The following is a 23676-nucleotide window of genomic DNA, read 5'->3' as shown; positions in this document are numbered from 1 at the left end:
CCGGTCCCGCGCGAGCCGGGCCGGCTGTGGTCGCGACGCGTGCCGGTCGGCCTCGCCGGGGCGTCAGCCCCTCGTCGCGACGGGCGACACCGGCGTCAGCAGGCCTCGCGCCTGGACGGCGGGGAGGGACAGTGTGCGATAGCCCACGCTCTCGAACAGGACCGTGATCCTGTTCCCCTCCTCGCTCATCACCTCGCCCTCGCCCCACGTGCTGTGCCCCACCCGCGTCCCGGGCGGGAAGGCGCCATCGGCCGCCGGGGGTTCCAGCGGATCGGGGCCCGTGCCGGACAGGATGTCTCCCGTCCGGACGGGGGCCTCCTTCAACTCCTGGGTACGGGTGCACGTGTCGCAGCCCGCGCAGTCGCCTTCTGCCAGACTCTCGCCGAAGTACCCGAGCATGTGGCGCCGGCGACAGCCGTTCGTCTCCGCGTACGCCCGCATCATCTCCACCCGGGAACGCTCCAGGTCGATACGGGCGGAGGCGATCCGCATCGCCTCGCGGACGCACGTGTCCCGCCGCGCCCCGGGCACGGCCCGGATGCCGCCGCGTTTCTCCGTCGTCACGGCTCCGGCCTCCTCCAGCAGGTGCAGCATCGACGTCAGCGGCGTCTGGGACAGCCCGGTGCGCTCGCGCAGAGCGGTCGCCGTGACCGGCCCCCGGTGCTCGCGCACCGCGTCGATCAGGCCGCCCAGCGCCTCCGGGTCGGGGTGAGCACCCGTCCGGAACCGCTGGACGCCGAGGTCCTCGGGCCGGTACGCGAGGATCGCCGTCGACGGTTCTCCGTCGCGGCCCGCCCGGCCGATCTCCTGGTAGTAGGTGTCGAGGGAACCCGGCACCGAGGCATGCAGGACGAAGCGGATGTCCGGCTTGTCGATGCCCATCCCGAACGCGGAGGTGGCGACGACCACGTCGAGTTCGCCGTCCCGGAAGCGGTCGTGCGTCCGGGTGCGCTCAGCCGCCGACAGCCCCGCGTGGTAGGCGGCGCTGTCGAATCCGAGCGCGGCCAGTTCCCGCGCGTACTCCTCGGTCTCCCGCCGCGTTCCCGCGTAGACGATGCCCGGTTTGGCCTCGGCGGCGGCACGTTCCACCACCCACCGGCGCTTCTCCGCGTTCTGCCGGTGCCGTACGACCTCCAGCGTGATGTTGCGGCGGTCGAACCCCGCGACCACCTCGTGCACCTCGCGCATGCCGAGCCGCTCCACGATGTCCGCCCGTACGGGGGCCGCCGCGCTGGCGGTGAGGGCGAGGAGCGGAGGCCGGCCGATGCGTTCGCGCACATGACACAGGGACAGGTAGTCGGGCCTGAAGTCGTATCCCCAAGAGGACACGCAGTGCGCCTCGTCGACCACCATCAGCGCCGGAGCGGCCGCGGCAATCTGCTCCACCACCTCGTCCTTCGCGAGCTGCTCGGGCGAGACGAACAGAAAGTCCAGACTCCCTCGGCGGACGCGCTCCCACACGGCTTCGTTGTCCCGTGCGCGCTGCGCCGAGTTGACGGCCGAGGCGTCGGACCCCTCGATACGGGCGAGATGGGCGACCTGGTCCCGCTGGAGCGCTATCAGGGGCGAGACCACGACGGTCGGCCCTTCCAGCAGCACACCCGGCACCTGGTACACGGCGGACTTCCCCGCACCCGTCGGCATCACCACGATGGTGTCGCGTCCCTCCATCACGGCCGTCATGGCGGCGAGCTGGGACGGGCGCAGGCTCTCCCAGCCGAACACCTCACGGGCACAGCGATGCAGGCGCCTGCTGAGTGATCTGGTCCTGAAGTATCCGCCCTTGACGCGCATAGCACTCCTGACGCCGCTCTCCAGTGGGGTTCGGCGCTCGTGTACCCCCGAAGGCACGAAAAACGGGCCGCTCTCAGGGAGATGCCGTTCCGTGTCCTCGGACCCGCTCCCGCGTCACGACGAGGACGTCCACGGGCTCCTCATGACGACCCCCGTCGACCGGACGCGGGACGGCGACCCCGCACCCGTCTTCCGCCGGTCGGTCAGGACCTCGGCCGGGTGGCGTAGAACGCCACCGCGGCGGCCGCGCCGACGTTCAAGGAGTCGACGCCGTGGGACATCGGGATGCGGACCCATTCGTCGGCGGCGGCCAGGGCCCGGGGGGACAGCCCGTCGCCCTCGGCGCCGAGCATCAGAGCCACCCGGTCCATCCGGTGCGGGGCGGCCTCGTCGAGGGTGCGGGCCCTGTCGTCGGGCGTGAGCGCGAGGAGGGTGAAACCGGCCTCGCGGACCGCGTCCAGGCCCTGGGGCCAGGTCTCCAGTCGGGCGTAGGGCACGGAGAAGACCGCGCCCATCGAGACCTTGACGCTGCGCCGGTACAGCGGGTCGGCGCAGGCGGGTGAGAGCAGCACCGCGTCCATGCCGAGGGCGGCCGCGGAGCGGAAGATCGCGCCGATGTTGGTGTGGTCGTTGACCGCCTCCATGACCACGACCCGCCGGGCGTTGCGCAGCAGTTCCCCCGTCGTCGGCAGCGGCTTGCGCCGCATGGAGGCGAGGGCGCCGCGGTGCACGTGGTAGCCGGTGACCCGCTCGGCCAGGTCCGGGGTGACCGCGTACACCGGCGCCGGCATTTCGTCGATGACGTCCCGCATCACGTCGATCCACTTGGCCGAGAGCAGCATGGACCGCATCTCGTACCCGGCGTCCTTGGCCCTTCTGATGACCTTCTCGCCCTCGGCGATGAACAGGCCCTCGGCGGGCTCGCGCCGGCGGCGCAGCTCGACGTCGGTCAGGCCCGTGTAGTCACGCAGACGCGGGTCGTCGGGATCCTCGATGGTGATGAGCTCGGCCACGGGGTGATACTGCCTTGTCCTGGGGTGGGTCGGTTGCCAACGGCTGGGAAGAGGGCGTGAACCCCGGGGTCCTGCGTGATCAGGCCGTCGGTTCGGGGCCCACGTTCACGACCTCGCCGACCACGATGACCGCCGGGGGCCTGACGTCCTCGGTGCGTACGGTCTCGGCGACCGTGGCGAGGGTGGCGTCGACGCGGCGCTGCGCGGCCGTGGTGCCCTCCTGGACGAGGGCGACGGGCGTCTCCGGTGACCTGCCGTGCGCGATGAGCGTGTCGGCGATCTTCCCGATCTTGTCGACGCCCATCAGGATCACCAGCGTGCCGGTCAGCCGGGCCAGGGACGGCCAGTCGACGAGGGAACGCTCGTCGTCGGGGGCGACATGGCCGCTGACCACGGTGAACTCATGGGCCACGCCCCGGTGGGTGACCGGGATGCCGGCCGCGCCGGGCACGGAGATGGAGCTGGAGATGCCGGGGACGACCGTGCACGGAATGCCGGCCTCGGCGAGCGCCTGGACCTCCTCCATGCCGCGGCCGAAGACGAACGGGTCGCCACCCTTGAGCCGTACCACCGATCTGCCCTGCTTGGCGTGCTCGATCAGGGCGTTGTTGATGGCCTCCTGGGCCATGTAACGGCCGTACGGGATCTTCGCCGCGTCGATGACCTCGACGTGCGGCGGGAGCTCGGCGAGCAGGTCGCGCGGGCCGAGGCGGTCGGCGATGACCACGTCCGCCTCGGCGAGGAGACGGCGGCCGCGGACGGTTATCAGGTCCGGGTCGCCGGGGCCACCGCCGACCAGCGCGACCCCGGGGGTGCGGGTGCGGTGGTGCGGGGCGACGAGGGTGCCGTCGCGCAGGCCCTCGACCACCGCGTCGCGGACGGCCGCCGTGTGCCGGGGGTCGCGGCCGCGGGCGTCGGTGGTGAGGACGGCCACCGTGACGCCCTCGCTGTGTCCGGTCGCCGGGGTCCAGGCGGTCGCGCGGTCGGCGTCGTCGGAGCGGACGCACCAGACGCGGTTCCGCTCCGCCTCGGCGGACGCGGCGGCGTTGGTCTCGGGGTCGCTGGTGGCGATGAGGACGTACCAGGCCCGCTCGAGGTCGCCCTCGGCGTACGGCCGGCGCTGCCAGGTGATCTCGCCGCCGTCCGCCATGGCCTCGACGGAGGGCGTGGCCTCCGGGGAGACGAGGACGATGTCGGCGCCTGCCGCGATCAGTGCCGGGAGGCGGCGCTGGGCGACCTGGCCGCCGCCGAGGACGACCACGCGGCGGCCGGAGAGGCGGAGGCCTACGGGGTAGGCGGGGTGTTCGGCCATGAGGGACGGCTCCTCGTGCAGCTCTGCGATGGGCGCGCTGCGGCTTTGGAGCGGCCCTGACGTGCGGATTTTAAGGCGTGGGAGCGAGCGGGGCACGTGCGGTCCGGCAGCTGAACACCGGACCGCCCGCAGCGGGGCCGCTACTTCTCCGTGACCCCCGCCGAGTCGAACGTGGCCACCTCGTGCATCGCCCGCGCGGTGCTCTGGACCAGGGGCAGGGCCAGCAGGGCGCCGGTGCCCTCGCCGAGGCGGAGGTCGAGGTCGACCAGGGGACGCAGGCCCAGCTTGTTGAGCGCCGCCACATGGCCGGGCTCGGCACTGCGGTGGCCGGCGATGCAGGCCGCGAGGACCTCGGGGGCGATCGCGCGGGCGACCAGGGCCGCGGCGCCTGCGCTGACGCCGTCCAGGATCACCGGCGTACGCAGGGAGGCGCCGCCGAGGAGCAGGCCGACCATGGCCGCGTGCTCGAAGCCGCCGAGGGCCGCGAGGACGCCGATCGGGTCGGCGGGGTCCGGCTGGTGCAGCTCCAGGGCGCGGCGGACGACCTCGGTCTTGCGGGCCAGCGTCTCGTCGTTGATGCCGGTGCCCCGCCCGGTGACCTCGGCCGGGTCGGCGCCGGTGTACACCGAGATCAGCGCGGCGGACGCGGTGGTGTTGGCGATGCCCATCTCGCCGGTGAGCAGCGCCTTGTTGCCGGCCGCCACCAGGTCGCGGGCGGTCTCGATGCCGACCTCGATGGCGGCCTTGGCCTCCTCGCGGGTCATCGCCGGGCCGGTGGTCATGTCGGAGGTGCCACCGCGGATCTTGCGGGGCAGCAGTCCGGGCGTGGCCGGCAGGTCGGCGGCGACACCGACGTCCACGACGCACACCTCGGCTCCTACCTGGCCGGCGAAGGCGTTGCACACCGCTCCCCCGCCGAGGAAGTTGGCCACCATCTGCGCGGTGACCTCCTGCGGCCAGGGGGTCACGCCCTGGGCGTGCACTCCGTGGTCGCCGGCGAAGATCGCGACGGCGGCGGGCTCCGGGATCGGCGGCGGACACTGCCGGGACAGCCCGGACAGCTGGGCGGAGATGATCTCCAGCATGCCGAGCGCGCCGGGCGGCTTGGTCATGCGCTTCTGGCGTTCCCAGGCCTCGCCGAGGGCCTTGGCGTCGAGCGGGCGGATCTGGGCGACGGTCTCGGCAAGCAGGTCGTGGGGTTCCTCTCCGGGCAGGGCGCGCCGGCCGTACGTCTCCTCGTGCACCACCCAGGACAGCGGGCGCCGCTTGGACCAGCCGGCCTGCATCAGCTCGGGTTCGTCCGGGAACTCGTCGACGTATCCGACGCACAGGTAGGCGATGACCTCGAGGTGCTCGGGCAGGCCGAGGGCGCGGACCATCTCCCGCTCGTCGAAGAAGCTGACCCAGCCGACGCCGAGGCCTTCGGCGCGTGCGGCGAGCCACAGGTTCTCCACCGCGAGCGCGGCGGAGTACGGGGCCATCTGCGGCTGGGTGTGCCGGCCGAGGGTGTGGCGGCCGCCGCGGGTCGGGTCGGCGGTGACGACGATGTTCACCGGGGTGTCGAGGATGGCCTCGATCTTCAGTTCCTTGAACTGCTTGGCCCGGCCCTTGGGCAGCGACTTGGCGTAGGCGTCCCGCTGGCGCATGGCGAGTTCGTGCATGGCCCGCCGGGTGTCGGCGGAGCGGATGACGACGAAGTCCCAGGGCTGCGAGTGGCCCACGGAGGGCGCCGTGTGGGCCGCTTCCAGGACGCGCAGGAGCACCTCGTGCGGGATCGGGTCGCCGCGGAAGCCGTTGCGGATGTCGCGGCGTTCGCGCATCACCTTCAGGACGGCCTCGCGCTCGGCGTCGTCGTAGGCGGGCGCGGCCGGTCCGGCGGACTGTCTCGGCTCCTCCATCGCGGCCGTGCTCTCCTCCTGGTCGGCGGCCCTGGTCCGCGGATCCTCCGCGTGCTGTACGACATCGGGGGCGACCTCGGCGTCCGGCGCGGCCGGTGCCGCGGCGGGCTCGGCCTCGCGGGGCGCGGGGACCGTGGCCACCGGTTCCTGCCGGTCCTGGGCGGGCAACACCAGGGGGTGCGGCGGGGTCGGGGCCAGGTGGGGTGTGGTCGGCACCTGGCCCTCCACGGGCACGAACCGCCCGAGCGGCTGCTCGGGGTCCGGCCGCAGCGGAACGGCGGAGGGCAGGGGCCCGGCGGCCGCGGCCGGGTCCGCCTCTTCGGCGGGCGCGGGCGGCGTCACGGCCTCGGCGGCGACCGGTGCGGGCGTGGCCTCGGCGGGCTGGTGCTGCGGGCCCGAGGGTACGCCGGGGCCGGTGGCGGGGATGGGCATCCCGTCGGTGGGGGTCCGGGCGGTGCCGTCCTGGACGGCCTGCGGCTGGGCCTGGAGCTGAGGCTGCTGCGGGGCGGTCGCCGCGTCGTCCTGTGCGACGGGTGCGGTGAGCTGCGGGCCCTGCGCCTGCGGGACCACGGGCTCGGGTGCCGCGGTGGCCGGCGGGGCCGTGACGGCCTCCGGTGCCGGGGCGACGGGCTGGGCGGCCTGCGCCGCTTCGGGGGCGAGTGCCGGCTCGGGGGCGAGTGCCGGCTCGGGGGCCTGTGCCTGCTCGGGGGCCGGCGGGGGCTCCGGGGCCGGCGGGGGCTCCGGGGCCTGGGCCTGCTCGGGCGCCCGCAGGGACTCCGCGGCGAAGGTCGGTGCGGCGGCCTCGGCCTGCACGGGCGCGGCACCCGGGATATCGGCGGGTGCGGCGGGCTGGGCCTCGGCGGGCGCCTCGACGGGGCCGGCCAGCTCGACGGGACCGGAAGTCTGCGCGGGGAGGGTCTCGGCCGGCTGAACCACTTCGGCCGGCTCGGTCGCGCCCTGAGGTGCGACTGCGGCGGCGTCGGCCGCCGGTGCCACACCCGGTGCCGGAACGGCGTCGGCAGCTTCGGGGAGAGCGCCGGACACCACGTCGACGTCCGGAGCATCCCCGGCGGGCACGGCCTCGGCGTCGACGGGCGCGTTCCCTTGCGACTGGACGGGTTCGGCGGCCTCGCCGGACAGGACGGGCTCGGGCACCTGAACCGCCTCCGGGCCCTCCGCGGCCGGCGCCGGGATGCCCGGAGCGGCCTGGTCCGCGACGTCCGCGACGTCCGAACCGGAGACCACCTGACCGGGCTCGGCGCCCTGGACCGCTTCCCCGGCCTCGGCCTCGGGTACGGATCCCTCGGCCTCCGCCACCGGCGGTGCCTCCACCACCGGCGACGCGTCCGCACTGCCGTCCGCACCGGGAACGGTCCCGGCCCGCGGTTCCTGACCGGCGTCCACCGGAAGCGGACCGCCCTCGGCATCCTGGCCCTGGTCCGCCGGAGCGAGGTACACCCCGTCGTGACCTTGCGCGGGCTGGACCCCGTCGTGGCCGGGCACACCCTGGGCCGCGGCCGGAGTCTGGGGCTCCTCGGCCGGCGCCTGCGCCGCCGCCTGGGTGGTGAGGCGGGCCACCGCGGCCTGGGCGGCGCCGGAGGCGTCGGCGGTGGGCTCGGGCTCACCGGCCGGAGCAACCGTTTCCGCAGCCGGCGCCTGAGCGTCGACCTGGGCCACGGCGGCGGGCACCGCGCCCCAGGGCGCCGCGCTCTGCGGGGCCACACCGGGCAGGGCCTGGACGTCGAGGTACTCGGGTCCGGTCGTGGCCGGTCCGGGCTGCCGGGCCGGCGCTCCGGCGGGGCCGCGGTCGGCGAGGGAGCGGACCGGGCTGGCGGAGGCGTCGGGGATCGGCGGGCCGAGGTGCAGCGGCCGGCGCGGCTGCTGCGCCGCTGCCGCCGTCGCCTCGTGCGGGGCCGAGAGAATAGGGGAATGAGGTACGGACGCCGGACCCGGGTCGGGCAGCCGGACGCCGCTGAGGTCGACGGAGCCACTGTCCCGGCCGGCCGTCTCGTGCGGACCCGGCTCGTGGAAGGTCTCGACGACCGGTTCCGGCGCGGGCGGCTGAACCTCGTTGCCCCAGGCGCCCTGAGCACCCGGCAGCAGCAGGTCTTCGTCCTCGACGGGAAGCTCGGAGAGGTAGGTGTACGCGCCGTGCGCGGGGACGCCCGGCTGCTCCACCATGCCTGCGCTCTCCGGCTGTCCCTCGGCCGGGACCTGCCCGGTGTCGGTCATGCGTACCCCTCGCCCATCGGTTAGTGCTTCTCTACGACCAGCTCACCCGGAACGGCGCACCGACCGCCCCGTAGTGAAGAACGAGCGTGCGTGCCCAGCGGCACGAACGACCGCCCGGAAAAAGCGACAAAGCCATTCAGTGGCATTGTCCCGGCCGTTCCGCCGTCGCGACAGCATGATCCGCGACAGCCCGCTGTGGACTGCGCCACGTTGCGCGTCCTCGGGTTCTGCCGTACCACACCCACCCCAAAACGGGCGCGCTTTCCGGACATTGACGAACGAAGCTCCGGGCCACGGGTACGGCACAACGATCGGCCAGCCTACCGCGCGCGGTACGACAACAGGATCACGGGGCGCGATCGGGCAGGCCCGCCCGTCGCCCGACCGCTGTCCCTCAACGAGGCGCTTCGCGCCGCTGAATTTCTCCGGTGAGCAGGAACGCAACGTTCCGCTCGGTCTCCGTCCAGGCCCTGGTGTCCAGTTCGACGGACTGCAGCAGGGCGCACTCGACCCGGTATCCGTGCTCGGTCAGCCCGCGGCCGACGAGTTCGGCCTCGTCGCGGGTCGCGGCGTGGGTGACGATGCGCTGCGGCCGGCGGTCGGCGACGGCGGAGACCACGGCCGCTCCCCCGCCGCCCACTCGCACGACGTCGGGTTCGGGCAGGTTTTCGAGGACGTGCGGGGCGGTGCCGTGGACCACCTGGAGCTGGACGCCGAAGCGGCGCGCGGCCGCCTCGGTCCGGGCGCAGGCCTCGGGCAGCCGGTCCACGGCGATGACGGCGGCCCCGGCGCGCGCGGCCTCGGTGGCCAACGCGCCGCTGCCGCAGCCGATGTCCCAGACGAGGTCGCCGACGCGGGGTCCGAGGCGGGCGAGTTGGGCGGCCCGCAACAGCTGGGTCTCCCCCTCGCCGAGACCGCCGCGCGCGCCGTACTCCTGGTCCGGCTGCACCCAGCCGCGCGGCCCGGTGCCCGGGTCGCGCCCGGCGATCCAGCCGCTGTCCCCGGCAACCGCCGCCCGGCCGCCGATGACGATGACGACGTTCGGATCGCGCCAGGTGTGGTCGGCGGCCTTGTCGGAGGTGACGACGGTGACCTGTTCGCGCGCGGTGCCCAGTTCCTCGCAGATGACGAAGGTCCGGTGCACTCCCTCGAGCAGGAGGCCGAGTTCGGCGGGTCCGGCGCCCGGTGAGGTGAGGACGGCGACCTTGGTGTGGGCCCGGCACACGTTGACGGCGCGGCGCAGGGTGCGCCGGTGCGCGACGACCACCTGGGCGTCGTCCCAGGGCATGCCGGCACGCGCGAAGGCGGCGGCCACCGAGGAGACGGCGGGGACGACCTCGACCTCGAGTCCGAACTCCGGTGCGCGCAGGGTCCGTACGACGCCGAAGAAGCCGGGGTCGCCGTCGGCGAGCACGACCGCGGTGCCGCGGTGCCCGGCGATGCGGCGGGCGGCCAGGGCGACGCTGCCGAGGCGGACGCGCTCGGCGGCGGGCGGGATCTCGGGGAGCTCCAGGTGGTGGGCCGCGCCTGCCACGAGCGTGGCGGCGCCGAGGGCGGCGCGTGCCGCTTCGGTCGGCGGCGAGCCGTCCCAGCCGATCACCGTGACCCGGTCGGCCATCGTCGTCAGTCTCCGTTTTCGCAGGTCGTCTGGGGTACGGGGCCCTGGGCGGGCTCCGTGAGCGTACCCGGTGAAGCCGGCGGACGCGCGGTGGGGGCGGTGCGGTGCGCGGTTGCGCGCGGCCCCGGTGGTGTCAGTTCCAGTCGGAGTAGGAGGTGAAACCACCGGTATCGGCGAACTCCTCGTCGCCGCCTTCGAGGTCCTCCGGAAGCAGGCTCCAGACGATGAAGTCGGTACGCGTGTCGGTCCAGGTGCCGTCCTCGGTACGGACGTGGGCTATGCAGGCGTTGCGCAGCACGCCCTCGCTGATGCAGCCGATCTTCTGGGCCACCTGCTGGGAGGCGGTGTTGTCGGCGGCGGTGCGGAGTTCGATGCGCTCGAACTTCTGGTCGCCGAAGAGCCAGTGGGCGGTGGCGAGCGCGGCCTCGGACGCGTAGCCCTCGCCGCGGGCCCAGGGCGCGATGATGTACGACAGCTCGGTGGAACGGATGTGCCAGTTGGCCTTGGTCAGCTGGACGATACCGACCAGGCGCTGGGTGAGGAACTCGGTGACCGCGAGGTCCAGGCCCCGGCCCGCGGCGCGTTCGGCGGGCGCGTACGCGGTGATCCAGTGCCGGGCGCCGTTCTCGGTGAACGGCTGCGGTACGTCGGTCCAGGCGGCGATCTGCTCGTCGTTCATCATCTCGGCCATCGCGGGCACGTCGTCCTCGTCGAGGGGTCGCAGCACCAACCGCTCCGTGCTGATGGAGATGTTGGGGAAGGTGCTACTCATGCGCCGCTCCGTAACCTTCGGAAAAACCTGCAGGGGCTGCTGAACTGCCCAGCATGCAGCATGAAAGCACCGAATCGCACAACGGGGCCCTCCCCCACGGCCCGAAAGGCGTGGGGGCACCCCCACCTCGTGAGTGCGCGGACCCCGTGCGTGGCGATATGGGCTCAGAAGGACGGGATGACCGAGCCCTGGTACTTGTCCTCGATGAACTTCTTCACCTCGGGCGAGGTCAGCAGCTTGGCGAGCTTCTTGACCCGGGGGTCCTTCTCGTTGCCCTCCTTGACCGCGAGGAAGTTGCCGTAGGGGCTGTTCTTCGCGGACTCCAGGACCAGCGCCTCCTTGGCGGGCTTGATGCCGGAGGAGATGGCGTAGTTTCCGTTGATCACCGCCGCGTCCACGTCGTCGAGGGAGCGCGCGGTCTGGGCCGCCTCGACCTCCTTGAACTGGAGCTTCTTCGGGTTCTTGGTGATGTCCCGCGGGGTGGCCTCGGTACCGACGCCGTCCTTGAGGGTGATCAGCCCGTTGGTGGCGAGCAGCTTCAGGGCGCGGGCCTCGTTGACGGCGTCGTTCGGGACGGCGATGGTCGCACCGCTCTTCAGGGCGTCGGCCTTCTTGACCTTGTGGGAGTAGAGGCCGAGCGGCTCCAGGTGCACCGTGACGACGGGCGCGATGTGGGTGCCCCGCTTCTTGTTGAAGTCGTCGAGGTACGGCTGGTTCTGGAAGTAGTTGGCGTCCACCGAGCCGTCCTCGGTCGCCGTGTTCGGCGTGATGTAGTCGGTGAACTCCTTGACCTCGAGGTCGAGGCCCGCCTTCTTCGCCAGGTTCTTCTTGACGAAGTTCAGGATCTCGGCGTGCGGGGTCGGGCTCGCGGCGACGACCAGCGGGCCGCTGTAGTCGGAGGAGCCGGCGGAGTCCTTGTCGGAGCCGCAGGCGCTGAGCCCGAGGGTGAGGGCTCCGGCGGCGAGGACGGCGGTGGTGAGCTTGGCGGTGTTACGCACGAAAAGTGCCTTTCCTTGGGTGGTGCGACCCCGTGATATGTGGACGGGGAGTTCCGGGGGCGGGACGGTGACGCTCAGGCGACCTCGGTGACGTCGGCGGCCGCGGGCTCCTTGGCCTTGAGCAGGCGGAGCTTCGGCGTGGGACCGGAGCGGGCGCCGCGGTGGTGCAGGGCGCGGGCCGCGTAGTCGCCGCCGAACTGGATGAGGGAGATGACGACGGCGAGGATCGCCACGATCACCCACATCAGGCCGGTCTCGAAGCGCTGGTAGCCGTAGCGGACGGCCAGGTCGCCGAGGCCGCCGGCGCCGACGGTGCCGGCCATGGCGGAGTAGCCGATGAGAGCGACGAGGGTGGTGGTCGCGGAGGCGATCAGCGACGGCAGGGCCTCCGGCACGAGGACCTTGCGGACGATGGTGAGGGTGTTGCCGCCCATCGACTGCACGGCCTCGACGAGCCCGCCGTCCACCTCGCGGACGGCCGTCTCGACGAGGCGCGCGAAGAACGGGATGGCGCCGATGGCCAGTGGCACGATGGCCGCGTCACGGCCGATGCTGGTCCCGGTGATCCACCGGGTCAAGCTGGTCAGGGCGACCATGAGGATGATGAACGGCATGGAGCGGGTGATGTTCACGACCTGCCCGAGGACCTTGTTCACCACGACGTTCTGCAGCAGGCCGCCGCGCTCACTGACCACGAGCAGGATGCCCAGCGGCAGACCGCCGACGACGGCGATGAGCGTGGACCACCCGACCATGTAGGCGGTGTTCCAGCACTCCGGTTCCAGCAGCGACCACATCTCGGACCAGGTCACTTCGCGCCCTCCTTCACCAGCACGGGCTCCTGGCCCTCGTGTTCGACGACGTCGATCTGCAGGCCCTGCTCGCGCAGGAATCCGACGGGCACCACGTTGTCCTCGTAGCGGCCGGGCAGCTCGATGCGCATCCGGCCGATCTGGAGTCCGCCGACGGTGTCGATGGCGGCGCCGAGGATCGAGATGTCGATGTTGTAGGTGCGCGAGAGCTGGGAGATGACCGGCTGGGTGGCGGCCTCGCCGTGGAAGGTGACGTCGAGGACGGTCCGGTCGGTGCCGGTGGCCTCGCCCCCGACCGGGAAGAGGGCGGAGGCCAGCTCGGAGCCCGGGGTGGCCAGCAGCTCGCTGACCGTGCCGGACTCCACGATCCGGCCCCTCTCCATGAGGGCGGCGGAGTCGCAGATCGACTTCACGACGTCCATCTCGTGGGTGATGAGCAGGACGGTCAGGCCGAGCTGCCGGTTCAGGTCGCGCAGCAGCTGCAGGATGGAGCGGGTGGTCTCCGGGTCGAGGGCGCTGGTGGCCTCGTCGGAGAGCAGCACCTTGGGGTCGCCGGCCAGGGCGCGGGCGATGCCGACGCGCTGCTTCTGGCCGCCGGAGAGCTGGGCGGGGTGGGCCTTCGCCTTGTCGGCGAGGCCGACCAGGTCCAGCAGTTCCAGGGCCTTGCGGGAGCGCTCCTTGCCGGACTTGCCGAGGATCTCCAGCGGCAGTTCGACGTTGTCCTGAACGGTCCGCGAGGAGAGCAGGTTGAAGTGCTGGAAGACCATGCCGATCCGGCTGCGTGCCTGGCGCAGTTCCCGGCCGGCCCGCGGGCCGTGGCCGGCGAGGGCGGTGAGGTCCTGTCCGGCGACGGTCACGGTGCCGGAGGTGGGCCGCTCCAGCAGGTTGACGCAGCGGATGAGCGAGGACTTGCCGGCGCCGGACTGGCCGATGACGCCGTAGACCTCGCCCTCGCGGACATGGAGATCGACGCCGTCGAGGGCGGTGACCTCGCGGCCGCGGGAGCGGTAGACCTTGGTCAGGCCCGATGTGGTGATCACAGGGATTCCGTCACTGTCGAGTGCGCGGGCGTGGGTGTGCCCGGGCACGGGTGCATTCATTGCATTCGGTCAGGGACGCGGCACGGTTCTCGCTGTGGCGATGGAACCGGGGAGAACATCGTGTGCGCGGCGGGGGTCCCCCCAACCCGTTCAGGCAGTGGGGGAGGCGTCAGTCCGCGGTGCCGCTGCGGCGGCGGGGACAGGCCACGGCTCTCGCTTCGGGGCGCGAGGCTCAGGTGGTGCGGGGGCCCTCTAGAAGGCGCACATTCGACACATACAGCGAGCACCGGGCGGCATGGTCGCCTCGGTCGCGGGGATGCGGTTGCTCGTCGTGGTCATGCGATCAGTAAACCAGACCTACGGTGCTGACCGGCGACCGCTGTCCGCATAGTGGACGGCGGTGGACAGGGGCGGGACACGCTCAGCCGCGGACGGAGATCTCCACTCCCTCGTCGGTGACCAGTGCGGACAAGGCCGAGAGGTCCCTGACCACCAGGTCGGCCCGCAGTTCCGCGGCCCGGTGGGTTGTGGTCAACGCCACGGTGGTCATTCCGGCCGCGCGGCCCGCCTGGAGCCCGGCGGGGGCGTCCTCGAAGACCACGCAGTGGGCCGGGTCCACGCCGAGCTGCCGGGCCGCCAGCAGGTAGGGCTCGGGGTCGGGCTTGCCGCGGGTGATGTCGTCGGCGGCGACGAACGTCTTGGGCAGGATGCCGACGGCGTCCAGCCGGGCCTCGGCGAGCCGCCGGGTGGCGGAGGTCACGACGGCCCAGCGGTCGGCGGGCAGCGAGTCCAGGAAGTCCCGCGTCCCGGGCAGCAGCCGCACCCCTCCGTCGGGCACGTCCTCCACCTCGAGCTGCTCGACCCGCGCGACCGCCTCCGGGACCAGGCGGGCGGGCAGCAGGTCGGCGACTATCTCCGCCGCGGGCCGCCCGTGCAGCTCCACCCGCCCGAACTCCTCGGCCGTGATCCCGTACTCCCGCGCCCAGCGGGTCCAGCAGCGCTCGACGGATTCGAGGGAGGAGACCAGGGTGCCGTCGTTGTCGAACAGGAGGGCTTGTGCGTGGATCGTCATGGTCTAGACCCTACGGCGTACAGCGGGGTCGGCGGCGGCGGGTCGTTTCCGCCGTAATAAGGTCACCGCATGCTCAATGCCCTGACGCTGGTGACCGGGCTCACCGCGCTGCTGCTCGCCGCCTGGTGCGGCTGGGCCGCCTACCGGGACCAGCCGACCAAGGACTGGCACTTCATCGGCATGGCCGTGGTGTCCCTGCTGGCCGTGGTCCAGCTGGTCGTCGGGGTCGTGCGGCTGGCGCGGGGCGAGAAGCCGGAGCAGGGCACGGTGATCTTCGTGGCGTATCTGCTGGGCGCGTTCGCCTGCCTGCCGGCGGCGGGCTTCATGTCGCTGGCCGAGCGGACCCGCTGGGGCTCCGTGACGGTGGCCGCCGGCGGCGTGGTCCTCGCCGTGCTGGAGGTGCGGCTGTATGACATCTGGGGAGCCTGAGATGACGGCGGTTCAGGAGAAGCCGGCCCGGCTGATCAGCGGGCCGGGGATACTGCTGGTCTGGTTCTACGGCGTGATGGTGGTCGGGGCGGTGTCGCGCTCGGCCTACCAGATCGCGACGGACTTCGACCGGGCACCGCTGGCCTACTCACTGTCGGCGGCCGCCGGCATGGTGTACGGGTTCATCACGTACTCGCTGGTCCGGGGCGGGGAGAGGGCCCGCAGGGCGGCACTGGTGTGCTGTGCCGCCGAGCTCGCGGGCGTGCTGATCGTGGGTACGTGGACCCTGGCCGACCCCTCCGCCTTCCCGGACGCGACCGTCTGGTCCGACTACGGCATGGGATACGTCTTCATCCCGGTGCTGCTGCCGCTCTCGGCGATGTACTGGCTGCGCAGGTCGCGCGAGCGCGTCACGCGGTAGCCGCGTACGTGCCCGCCCGCTTCTCCAGGATGATCAGTTCCACTCCGTCGGCGCCCGTGGACCGGCCCACCGTCTCGTAGCCGACCCGGCGGTACAGACGGAGGTTGCCCTCGCTGCGGTGGCCGGTGTGGAGGCGGAACCGGGTGGCGCCGCGCTGCTCGGACAGTGCCGTCTCGGCCGCGCGCAGCAGTCGCGCGCCGATGCCGTGGCCCTGGAGCCGCGGGTGGACACAGAGCTTGCCGATGGCGGCCGCGCCGTCCTCGGTCACCTTGCCGTGGACCGAGCCGACCACCTCCTCGCCGAGCCGTGCGACGAACACGCAGTCGGCGACGACCTCCTGACGGACGGAGTCGAGGCTCTGCACGAGCGGGTCGATGCGGTAGTTGCCGTACAGTGCCGCCTCCCTCTGGAAGCACAGGTACTGGAGCCTGAAGATCTGCTCCGCGTCCTGCTCGGTCGCCACCGAGATGGTCACGCTCATGCCCATGTGCGCATGCCTCCCGCTCACCTGATCACCGGTCGTCCCCCACTCCTATCCCCGCGCTTCGCGGGCCGCAACCTCCGGTGCGAGCAATCGCCGCAGACATCCCAGACATCGGGAGCGTTCCGGTCCGAGACTGCCCTGTGAGATACCCAACTCCCCGGCGATTTCCCGGTATGTCGGGTCCTTCGGCGAGAGCAGTGCCTCCAGCAGCCGGGGGCAGCGCCCGGGCAGTCGGCGGACCGCGTCGCGCAGGGCGCGGTAGCGGGCGGCGGTGAGGGCGAGCTGCTCCGGTCCGGGGCGCGCGTCGTCGGCCGGTTCGGCTCCGTACGGCCGTTCGCGCCGGGCGGTACGGCGGCTGCGGCGGCCCTCGGCGCGAACGGCGTCGCGCAGCCAGCCGTGCGGGTCCGGGGGCGGCCCGCCGGCCGCGAGGCGCTCCAGCAGCCGCAGCCAGACGGCCTGTTCCAGGTCGGCCGGCTCGCTCCCGGACGCCTGCGCCTCGGCGGACGCCTCGGCGGTGAACAGGGGACCGAGGGCGGCTACCAGGTCGTGCGTCATACGCGGAACGACGCGCCGTCCCGGTGCCGGGTTCCGGGACGACGCGCGCTCACACCGAAAGAGTGCGTGCGGCTGGGGCGTTGACGCGGGCCGCTGGGTCAGCGGGCCAGGAAGTCGGCCCTGGCGAGCAGGCCGGTGTCGGCGTTGTCGGTGAAGACGCCGTCGATACCGGTGGCGAAGTAGGTGGCGAAGGCGCCGAAGGCGTCACCGTAGGCGTCCGCCGCGCCGCCCTTGCGGTACTCGGCCGGGAGGAAGGGGTTCTCGTTGCGCATGGTGTAGGGGTGCAGGATCAGCCCGACCTTGTGCGCGTCGGCGACCAGCGTGCTCGGCTCGGCGAGGGTGCCGTCCGCCTTCCTCGGGATGACCAGGTCCAGCGTCGGGCCGATGCCCTGGGCGTAACCGGCGATCTCCCGCAGACCCTTGGGCGCGATGAGGTCGGCGACCGTGCGCGGGTCCCCCGTGTCGACGAAGTCGTAGGGGCGGCTGTTGGCCGAGGAGAGCAGCACGACGAGCGGGTTGTCGACGAGCCGGTTCAGCCGCTGGATGCTGGTCGGCTCGAAGGACTGCAGGATCACCGGCGCGTTCCGGCCGTCCTTGCCGTGCTTGCGCAGCACCTTGGCCACGCGCTCCTCCAGGCCGAGGCCCAGTTTGCGGAAGTAGGTGGGGTGCTTGGTCTCCGGGTAGATCCAGACCTGCCTGCCCCGCCTGTGGGTCTGCTCGTCCTGCCACTTCAGGACCTCTTCGAAGGTGGGGATCTCCCAGCGTCCGTCGTAGAGGGTGTTGTGCGGCCGGTTGGCCGGGATGCGCTCGACGGCGCGCAGCCTCTTCAGCTCGGCGAGGGTGAAGTCCTCGGTGAACCAGCCGGTGGTGGAGACGCCGTCCAGCACCTTGGTGGTCCGGCGGCTCGCGAACTCGGGGTGCGAGGCGACGTCCGTGGTGCCGCCGATCTCCGGCTCGTGCCGGCAGACGAGATGGCCGTCCCGGGTGGGCACCAGGTCTCCGGCCTCCACGATGTCCGCGCCGAGGTCGAGGGCCAGCTCGTAGGAGCCGAAGGTGTGCTCGGGGCGGTAGCCGCTGGCCCCTCGGTGGCCGATGATCGTCGGCACCGGCAGGCTCTTCAGCCCCCGCCCGCCGTGTGCGGCCGCCCCGGCACCGGCCGCCCGGGCGGCGCCGGGCAGTCCGAGGACCGCCCCGCCCGCGCCGAGCACCGCCGCGCCGAGCACGGCCCGCCGTCCGGTGGTCCGCTGCCGCTCGTTCGCCCGGTCGCCGTCCATGCGGTCCATGCGCCCTCCTGCCGTTCGCTGCGTGTCTGTCCCCGGCGCTCCGGTTCCGGGGCGCCGGTGCGCGCCGATCGTAGGGGTGTCGGTGTGACATACGGGAGACCCTTGTTCGAACAAGCGGGTGACGCCGGATGTCCGGCGGGCGGCGGGATGTGACGATGCGTCGGTATCGCCGGGCGCGGAGCGGGTAGCCGGAGGGTGCGGGCTCCGCGCGATGTCCGTCACATCGCCCACCCGGACGCCACACCTCGGTTCCGGCGCTTCACCGCAGGTAAACCAGTGTCAACAGTGCGTAAGACCTCGGTGAACCGGGCCTCCCCGATGTGCGCTTCCCCCGGAGCCGCGAGTAATGTCCTCACCTGCACAGACACATATCGTTCACCTCGACATCGGAGGACCCGTTGTCCCGCTTCGCGCTCATCAAGGCAGTGCTCGGACCGATCATGCGTCTGATGTTCCGCCCTCAGGTGGAGGGCGTGGAGCACATCCCGGGGGACGGGCCGGTCATCCTGGCCGGTAATCACCTGACCTTCATCGACTCGATGATCCTGCCGCTGGTCTGCGACCGTCAGGTCGTCTTCATCGGCAAGGACGAGTACGTCACCGGCAAGAGCCTCAAGGGCCGGCTCATGGCGTGGTTCTTCATCGGCGTCGGCATGATCCCGGTGGACCGCGACGGCGGCCGCGGCGGTGTGGCGGCCCTGATGACCGGGCGCCGCGTTCTCGAGGAGGGCAGGATCTTCGGCATCTACCCCGAGGGCACCCGCTCCCCCGACGGCCGCCTCTACCGTGGCCGCACCGGCATCGCCCGGCTCACCCTGATGACGGGTGCCCCGGTGGTCCCCTTCGCGATGATCGGCACGGACAAGCTGCAGCCGGGCGGGGCGGGTATCCCGCGGCCCGGCCGGGTGACCGTGCGCTTCGGCGAGGCGATGGAGTTCTCCCGGTACGAGGGGATGGACCGGGACCGCTACGTGCTGCGGGCGGTGACCGACTCGGTGATGGCCGAGGTCATGCGGCTGTCCGGTCAGGAGTACGTGGACATGTACGCGACCAAGGCGAAGGCGGCCTGAGCCTCCGGCGGTTCGGCAGGCTCTTGGGTGCGGGCGCGTGGGGGCTGGTCGCGCCCGCGCGGCGGAGCCGCGGATCGATACAGCCCGCGCCCCTTTCCGGGCGCTTCGCTCAGCCTGTGTTTTCCAGGTTGTGGCCCTTCAAGAGGAACCACGCCGCCGCCGCTGTGGCGAGCAGGACTGCCGCTCCTGCGCCCGAGGCGAGATGGAGGCCGTGGACGAAGGAGTCGCGGGCCGCGTCCAGCATGTGCTGTGCCGGGTGGGTCGGCATGTCCTTCGCGGCCTCCACCGCGCCGCCCAGTGACTCGTGGGCCCGGGCCGGGGTGCCCGCCGGGCCGGTGAAGCCGCGGTAGGCGCCCGTCACGATGGAGCCCAGCAGGGCGATGCCCAGCGCCGCGCCCAGTTCGTACGCCGTCTCCGAGACCGCGGACGCCGCGCCCGCCTCGTCCTTGGGGACGCCGGCGAGGATGACGTCGGCGGTCACCGTGAAGGAGAAACCGGCGCCCACGCCCACGACGAGCAGCGCGGCGCCGAGCAGCGGGTAGCCCGTCGACCGGCTCAGCGTCGTCAGCACGGCCAGGGCCGCACCGACCGCCGCCAGGCCGCCGGAGACCACCACCCGCACCGAGAAGCGGCGGGCCGCGCGGCCCGCGACCAGGCCGGCCGCCACCGCGCCCACGGCCGCGGGCAGTTCCGCCAGACCCGCCTCGAACGGGCGCCTGCCCTGGACGAGTTGCAGGTACTGGGAGAGGAAGAACACCAGGCCGGACATGCCCAGGACGGTCAGCAGGTCGGCGAGGACCGCCCCGCTGAAGCCCCGGCGCCGGAACAGGCGCATGTCCAGCAGCGGGGTCGGCATGGTGAGCTGGCGGCGCACGAAGCCGTACAGCGCGGCCGCGCCCAGCAGGCCCGCGGTCAGTGCGACCGGGGTCGGCCCGTGAGCGGCGGCGTCCTTGACCGCGTACACGACGCCGATCATGCCGACGAGGGACAGCACGACGCTGCTCAGGTCCCAGGGGCCCGGGTGGGGGTTGCGGGACTCGGGGAGCGTGCGGATGCCGACCAGGACCAGCACCCCCATGACCGGCAGGTTGATCAGGAACACCGAGCCCCACCAGAAGTGCTCCAGCAGGAAGCCGCCCGCGATGGGGCCGACGGCCGTGCCGGCGGAGGCGGTGGCGCCCCAGATGCCGATGGCGAGGCTGCGCTCGCGCGGGTCGTGGAAGAGGTTGCGGATCAGGGCGAGGGTGGCGGGCATCAGGGTGGCGCCCGCGACGCCGAGCAGCGCCCGCGCCAGGATCATCAGTTCGGGTGTGGTCGCGTAGGCGTTCAGGACGGAGATCGCGCCGAACGCCGTGGCGCCGACGAGCAGGATGCGCTTGCGGCCGATGCGGTCACCGAGGCTGCCCATGGAGACCAGCAGCCCGGCGATGACGAAGGAGTAGACGTCGCCGATCCACAGCAACTGGGTGCCGGAGGGGCGCAGGTCCTCGCTGATGTAGGGGGTGGCGAGGCCGAGGACGGTGGCGTCGACGGCCACCAGCAGCACGGCCAGGACGAGGACCGAGAGCGCGAGCCAGCGGTCCGGGCGCCTCACCGCCCCGGTCGTGGCGGCCGGCTGCAGGGTGCTGGTCATGATTCCTCTCTTCGCGGTGCGTTCGCACGTCGTGCGCCGCCGAGCAGCAGCTCGCCGACCATGTGGCTGAAGTCCTTGCCGGCCACCCGGCCCTCCGCGACCGCCCAGGCGCCGGACGCCAGCAGGCCGTACAGCGCCTCGGTGAGCCAGGCAGGGGTGAGGTCGATGCGGAACTCGCCGCTCTCCTGGCCGCGCCGGAACAGGCCCGTGAGGCGCTCGTCGAGGCGGGTCCAGCCCTGGTTCTGCTCCTCGCCCTCGAACAACTGGTTCTCGGTGTAGAGGAAGGCGAGCAGGCCGGCCGCGGGTTCGATGGCGCGGACCAGACGGCGGACCGCCTCGCCCGCCGGGCCCTCGTCCAGGCGGGCCGCGTCCAGGGCGGCCTCGCACTCCGCGATGCCGAGCGCCTCCAGGGCCCGGACGAGGGCGTCGCGTCCCGCGAAGTGGCGGTGCAGGGTGGCCCGGCTGATCCCGGCGGCCTTGGCCACCTCGTCCATGGTCGCGGTGGACTTGCGGGTCAGCAGGGCGGCTGCGCTGCGCAGCACGAGGTCACGATCCAGGGCCATGAGACAAGGATAGCCCAGATGAGACACTGATGTCTCATCTTAGGCATGCGTGACTCATGACCGCTGGTCGGAGCTGGTTCGGAGCGGGTGCCCGTCAGTGCCAGGGCAGCTGTCCGCGCCGCTCCCAGTAGGCGTGCCGGTCCTCCACGAGCGTGGCGAGCCGGGTGAGCTGGTCCATGTCGAGGTCCACGACGGCCGCGTGCAGGTTGGAGGCGAGCTGGTTGAGCGTCGCGGCGCCCGAGAGGATGACCCCGGCCCAGGGCTGTCGCAGGATCAGGGCGAGGGCCACGGCGTCGCAGCCGAGGCCGGTCTCCCCTGCCACCGCCTTCAGCATGTCCGGGGCGTGCGGCGCGGCGAGCCGGCCGTTGGCCATGCCCTCCTTGACGATCACGGTCAGCCCAGCGTCGTGCGCCTCGGCCAGCGCGGGCCCGGCCGAGGTCTCGAGGGCGTTGTACGTCGACTGGACGGTGCGGAAGAGGGGCTCGCCCTCGACCCTCACCTCGAGCGCGGCGCGGATGGCGTCGGCCTGGGCGGGTCCGCTGGTGGAGAAGCCGACGGTGAGTCCGCCGGCGGCGGCCTCGGCGAGCCTGGCGTGGAGTTCCTTGTCGGTGAGGGCCGGGCTGTCCGGGGTCACCGAGTGGATCTGGTAGAGGTCGAGCCGGTCGCCGAGCAGTTCGTCGGTCTCGGCGCGCTGCCGCTCGTAGGTCGCCAGGCCGTGGTCCTTCACCTCGTGCCGTTCGGCGTCGGTGGACCAGTCGGCGGTGTAGGTGTAGCCCCACTTGCTGCCGACGACCACATCGCCGATGTCCGGGCGGGCGGCCAGCCAGCCGGCGAGGAACTCCTCGGAGCGGCCGTAGGAGCGGGCCACGTCGAAATAGCGCACGCCCTGCGCGTAGGCGGCGTCGAGGAGTTCGTGGGTGCGCTCGCGCAGTGCCTCGGCGCTGCGGTTCTCTCCGAGGTCCTGGTCGCGGCCGAGGTTGATGTAGCCGGGGCGGCCCACCGCGGCCAGGCCGAGGCCGATGTGGCTCGTCGGCGTGGTCGCTGTCGCGAGGCGGGCGAAAGGCATCGCAGGCTCCGTTCGGTCGGCTCCGGTACGGCTTTGACGACCAACGTAACCCGCGATGACCTCCGGGTCCGCCCAACAACTCGGTCGGATCGCTGCTTTGGCGAGGGCGGGTGCCCTACGACTCGTGGCGCGGTTCCCCGTGCGCCTTGCGGGGCGCCGTGGCCCACGCGTGCTGTGCCGCGACGTCCGCCTTGACCTCGGCAAGCTGGACGGCGACCGCGCTGGGCGCCGTACCGCCGCGGCCGCTGCGGGAGGCGAGGGCGCCGGGGACGTCGAGGACCGAACGGACCTCCGGGGTGAGGTGGACGGAGATCTTCGCGAACTGCTCGTCCGTGAGCTCGTCCAGCTCCTTGCCCTCGGCCTCGGCGACCTTCACGCACTCCCCCGCGACCTCGTGGGCCACGCGGAACGGCACGCCCTGCTTCACCAGCCACTCGGCGATGTCGGTGGCGAGCGAGAAGCCGGCCGGGGCCAGCTCCTCCATGCGCTCGCGGTTGACCGTGAGGGTGGCCATCATGCCGGTGAAGGCCGGGAGCAGGACCTCGAGCTGGTCGCAGGAGTCGAAGACCGGCTCCTTGTCCTCCTGGAGGTCGCGGTTGTAGGCGAGCGGCAGAGCCTTCAGTGTCGCCATGAGACCCGTCAGGTTGCCGATCAGCCGGCCGGACTTGCCGCGCGCCAGCTCGGCGATGTCCGGGTTCTTCTTCTGCGGCATGATCGACGAGCCGGTGGAGAACGCGTCGTGCAGGGTCACGAAGGAGAACTCCTTCGTGTTCCAGATGATGATCTCCTCGGCGATCCGGGACAGGTTGACCCCGATCATCGCGGTGACGAAGGCGAACTCCGCCACGAAGTCGCGGGAGGCCGTGCCGTCGATCGAGTTGCCGGCGCTGCCGTGCTCGAAGCCGAGGTCCTTCGCCACCGCCTCCGGGTCCAGGCCCAGCGAGGAGCCCGCCAGGGCGCCGGAGCCGTACGGCGAGACGGCCGTGCGCTCGTCCCACTGGCGCAGCCGCTCGGCGTCCCGGGACAGGGACTGCACATGGGCGAGCACGTGGTGGGCGAAGAGCACCGGCTGGGCGTGCTGGAGGTGGGTGCGGCCGGGCATCGCCACGTCCGGGTGGGCCTCGGCGAGGCCGATCAGCGCGTCCTGGAGTTCGGCGATCAGGCCGCCGATGATCCGGGCGTGGTCCCGCAGGTACATCCGGAAGAGCGTCGCGACCTGGTCGTTCCTGGACCGGCCGGCGCGCAGCTTGCCGCCGAGGTCGGGGCCGAGGCGCTCCAGCAGGCCGCGCTCCAGGGCGGTGTGGACGTCCTCGTCGGCGATGGTGCCGACGAAGGAGCCGTCCGTCACGTCCGCCTCCAACCGGTCCAGGCCGCCGATCATGCGCGTCAGCTCGTCCTCGGTGAGGAGCCCCGCCTTGTGCAGGACGCGCGCGTGGGCGCGGGAGCCGGCGATGTCGTAGGGCGCGAGCCGCCAGTCGAAGTGGACGGACGCGGACAGCTTCGCCAGGGCCTCGGCGGGACCGTCGGCGAAACGGCCGCCCCAGAGCCGTACGTCACCGCTGTTGCTGCTCACTTGCGTTGCTCCTCGGAAGTCGTCTCTGTGCGACCGCC

At 72.6% G+C, this 23676-nt stretch carries 20 protein-coding genes; 3 read left to right on the top strand and 17 right to left on the bottom strand.

What is annotated here, in order from left to right; all coding sequences use genetic code 11:
• Nucleotides 1–63 precede the first annotated feature (63 nt).
• The 10 genes from ACFVVO_RS20110 to ACFVVO_RS20065 form a co-directional block, all read right to left on the bottom strand.
• A complete protein-coding gene (locus tag ACFVVO_RS20110) occupies nucleotides 64–1794 on the bottom strand; it encodes a RecQ family ATP-dependent DNA helicase (protein ID WP_390056645.1) in 1731 nt (576 codons plus the stop codon).
• 203 nt (nucleotides 1795–1997) lie between these two features.
• The gene (locus tag ACFVVO_RS20105; RefSeq protein WP_390056643.1) at nucleotides 1998–2807 is read right to left on the bottom strand and encodes a TrmH family RNA methyltransferase; all 810 of its coding nucleotides are present in this window, start codon (nucleotides 2805–2807) and stop codon (nucleotides 1998–2000) included.
• A gap of 79 nt (nucleotides 2808–2886) precedes the next feature.
• Nucleotides 2887–4119, bottom strand: coding sequence for a uroporphyrinogen-III C-methyltransferase (gene cobA, locus ACFVVO_RS20100; protein WP_390056641.1), 1233 nt, complete (start codon nucleotides 4117–4119; stop codon nucleotides 2887–2889).
• Between the two features lie 140 nt (nucleotides 4120–4259).
• Nucleotides 4260–8249 (bottom strand): nicotinate-nucleotide--dimethylbenzimidazole phosphoribosyltransferase, encoded by a 3990-nt coding sequence (cobT, locus tag ACFVVO_RS20095; protein ID WP_390056639.1) that lies wholly within the window; start codon nucleotides 8247–8249, stop codon nucleotides 4260–4262.
• A 394-nt stretch (nucleotides 8250–8643) separates the two neighbouring features.
• Complete coding sequence (gene cbiE, locus ACFVVO_RS20090; protein ID WP_390056637.1) at nucleotides 8644–9867, bottom strand: precorrin-6y C5,15-methyltransferase (decarboxylating) subunit CbiE; 1224 nt, start codon at nucleotides 9865–9867, stop codon at nucleotides 8644–8646.
• Nucleotides 9868–10000: 133 nt separating this feature from the next.
• Nucleotides 10001–10639: a GNAT family N-acetyltransferase gene (locus ACFVVO_RS20085; protein ID WP_390056635.1), complete on the bottom strand. Its 639-nt coding sequence runs from the start codon at nucleotides 10637–10639 to the stop codon at nucleotides 10001–10003.
• Nucleotides 10640–10803: 164 nt separating this feature from the next.
• Nucleotides 10804–11637, bottom strand: a complete 834-nt coding sequence (locus ACFVVO_RS20080; RefSeq protein WP_390056633.1) for a MetQ/NlpA family ABC transporter substrate-binding protein — start codon at nucleotides 11635–11637, stop codon at nucleotides 10804–10806.
• 74 nt (nucleotides 11638–11711) lie between these two features.
• The gene (locus ACFVVO_RS20075) at nucleotides 11712–12449 is read right to left on the bottom strand and encodes a methionine ABC transporter permease (RefSeq protein ID WP_390056631.1); all 738 of its coding nucleotides are present in this window, start codon (nucleotides 12447–12449) and stop codon (nucleotides 11712–11714) included.
• A complete protein-coding gene (locus ACFVVO_RS20070; RefSeq protein ID WP_390056629.1) occupies nucleotides 12446–13489 on the bottom strand; it encodes a methionine ABC transporter ATP-binding protein in 1044 nt (347 codons plus the stop codon). Before ACFVVO_RS20070 ends, ACFVVO_RS20075 begins: the two co-directional genes overlap by 4 nt.
• A gap of 421 nt (nucleotides 13490–13910) precedes the next feature.
• Complete coding sequence (locus tag ACFVVO_RS20065; protein ID WP_390056627.1) at nucleotides 13911–14561, bottom strand: HAD family hydrolase; 651 nt, start codon at nucleotides 14559–14561, stop codon at nucleotides 13911–13913.
• 69 nt (nucleotides 14562–14630) lie between these two features.
• Here ACFVVO_RS20065 and ACFVVO_RS20060 point away from each other — a divergent pair, with 69 nt between their 5' ends.
• Together ACFVVO_RS20060 and ACFVVO_RS20055 are read left to right on the top strand one after the other, a co-directional pair.
• Nucleotides 14631–14990: a hypothetical protein gene (locus ACFVVO_RS20060; RefSeq protein ID WP_390056625.1), complete on the top strand. Its 360-nt coding sequence runs from the start codon at nucleotides 14631–14633 to the stop codon at nucleotides 14988–14990.
• A gap of 1 nt (nucleotide 14991) precedes the next feature.
• On the top strand, nucleotides 14992–15411 hold the full coding sequence (locus ACFVVO_RS20055) for a hypothetical protein (RefSeq protein WP_390056623.1): 420 nt from the start codon (nucleotides 14992–14994) through the stop codon (nucleotides 15409–15411).
• Here ACFVVO_RS20055 and ACFVVO_RS20050 read toward each other — a convergent pair.
• The 3 genes from ACFVVO_RS20050 to ACFVVO_RS20040 form a co-directional block, all read right to left on the bottom strand.
• Nucleotides 15401–15898, bottom strand: a complete 498-nt coding sequence (locus ACFVVO_RS20050; protein ID WP_390056622.1) for a GNAT family N-acetyltransferase — start codon at nucleotides 15896–15898, stop codon at nucleotides 15401–15403. The two genes, ACFVVO_RS20055 and ACFVVO_RS20050, sit on opposite strands and share 11 nt — an antisense overlap.
• A 45-nt stretch (nucleotides 15899–15943) precedes the next feature.
• Nucleotides 15944–16450 carry a sigma-70 family RNA polymerase sigma factor gene (locus tag ACFVVO_RS20045; protein WP_390056620.1) on the bottom strand — a complete coding sequence of 169 codons (507 nt, stop codon included), beginning with the start codon at nucleotides 16448–16450 and terminating at the stop codon, nucleotides 15944–15946.
• Between the two features lie 98 nt (nucleotides 16451–16548).
• On the bottom strand, nucleotides 16549–17733 hold the full coding sequence (locus tag ACFVVO_RS20040; protein ID WP_390056618.1) for a glycerophosphodiester phosphodiesterase: 1185 nt from the start codon (nucleotides 17731–17733) through the stop codon (nucleotides 16549–16551).
• A gap of 398 nt (nucleotides 17734–18131) precedes the next feature.
• Between ACFVVO_RS20040 and ACFVVO_RS20035 the strand changes: the two genes are divergently transcribed.
• Nucleotides 18132–18803 (top strand): lysophospholipid acyltransferase family protein, encoded by a 672-nt coding sequence (locus tag ACFVVO_RS20035; protein ID WP_390056617.1) that lies wholly within the window; start codon nucleotides 18132–18134, stop codon nucleotides 18801–18803.
• Between the two features lie 109 nt (nucleotides 18804–18912).
• Here the strand turns inward: ACFVVO_RS20035 and ACFVVO_RS20030 are convergent, their stop codons facing one another.
• The 4 genes from ACFVVO_RS20030 to argH form a co-directional block, all read right to left on the bottom strand.
• Nucleotides 18913–20436: an MFS transporter gene (locus tag ACFVVO_RS20030; RefSeq protein ID WP_390056615.1), complete on the bottom strand. Its 1524-nt coding sequence runs from the start codon at nucleotides 20434–20436 to the stop codon at nucleotides 18913–18915.
• Nucleotides 20433–20999, bottom strand: coding sequence for a TetR/AcrR family transcriptional regulator (locus ACFVVO_RS20025; protein ID WP_390056614.1), 567 nt, complete (start codon nucleotides 20997–20999; stop codon nucleotides 20433–20435). The genes ACFVVO_RS20030 and ACFVVO_RS20025 overlap by 4 nt, the downstream gene beginning before the upstream one ends.
• Nucleotides 21000–21093: 94 nt before the next feature.
• Nucleotides 21094–22065 (bottom strand): aldo/keto reductase, encoded by a 972-nt coding sequence (locus ACFVVO_RS20020; protein ID WP_390056612.1) that lies wholly within the window; start codon nucleotides 22063–22065, stop codon nucleotides 21094–21096.
• Between the two features lie 115 nt (nucleotides 22066–22180).
• Nucleotides 22181–23638 carry an argininosuccinate lyase gene (gene argH, locus ACFVVO_RS20015; RefSeq protein ID WP_390056611.1) on the bottom strand — a complete coding sequence of 486 codons (1458 nt, stop codon included), beginning with the start codon at nucleotides 23636–23638 and terminating at the stop codon, nucleotides 22181–22183.
• Nucleotides 23639–23676: the final 38 nt, after the last annotated feature.

The sequence above is a fragment of the Streptomyces sp. NPDC058145 genome (assembly GCF_042884245.1).
GTDB lineage: Bacteria > Actinomycetota > Actinomycetes > Streptomycetales > Streptomycetaceae > Streptomyces.
Note: the sequence above shows the minus strand (reverse complement) of the source record. Positions and strands in the feature narration are given on the sequence as shown.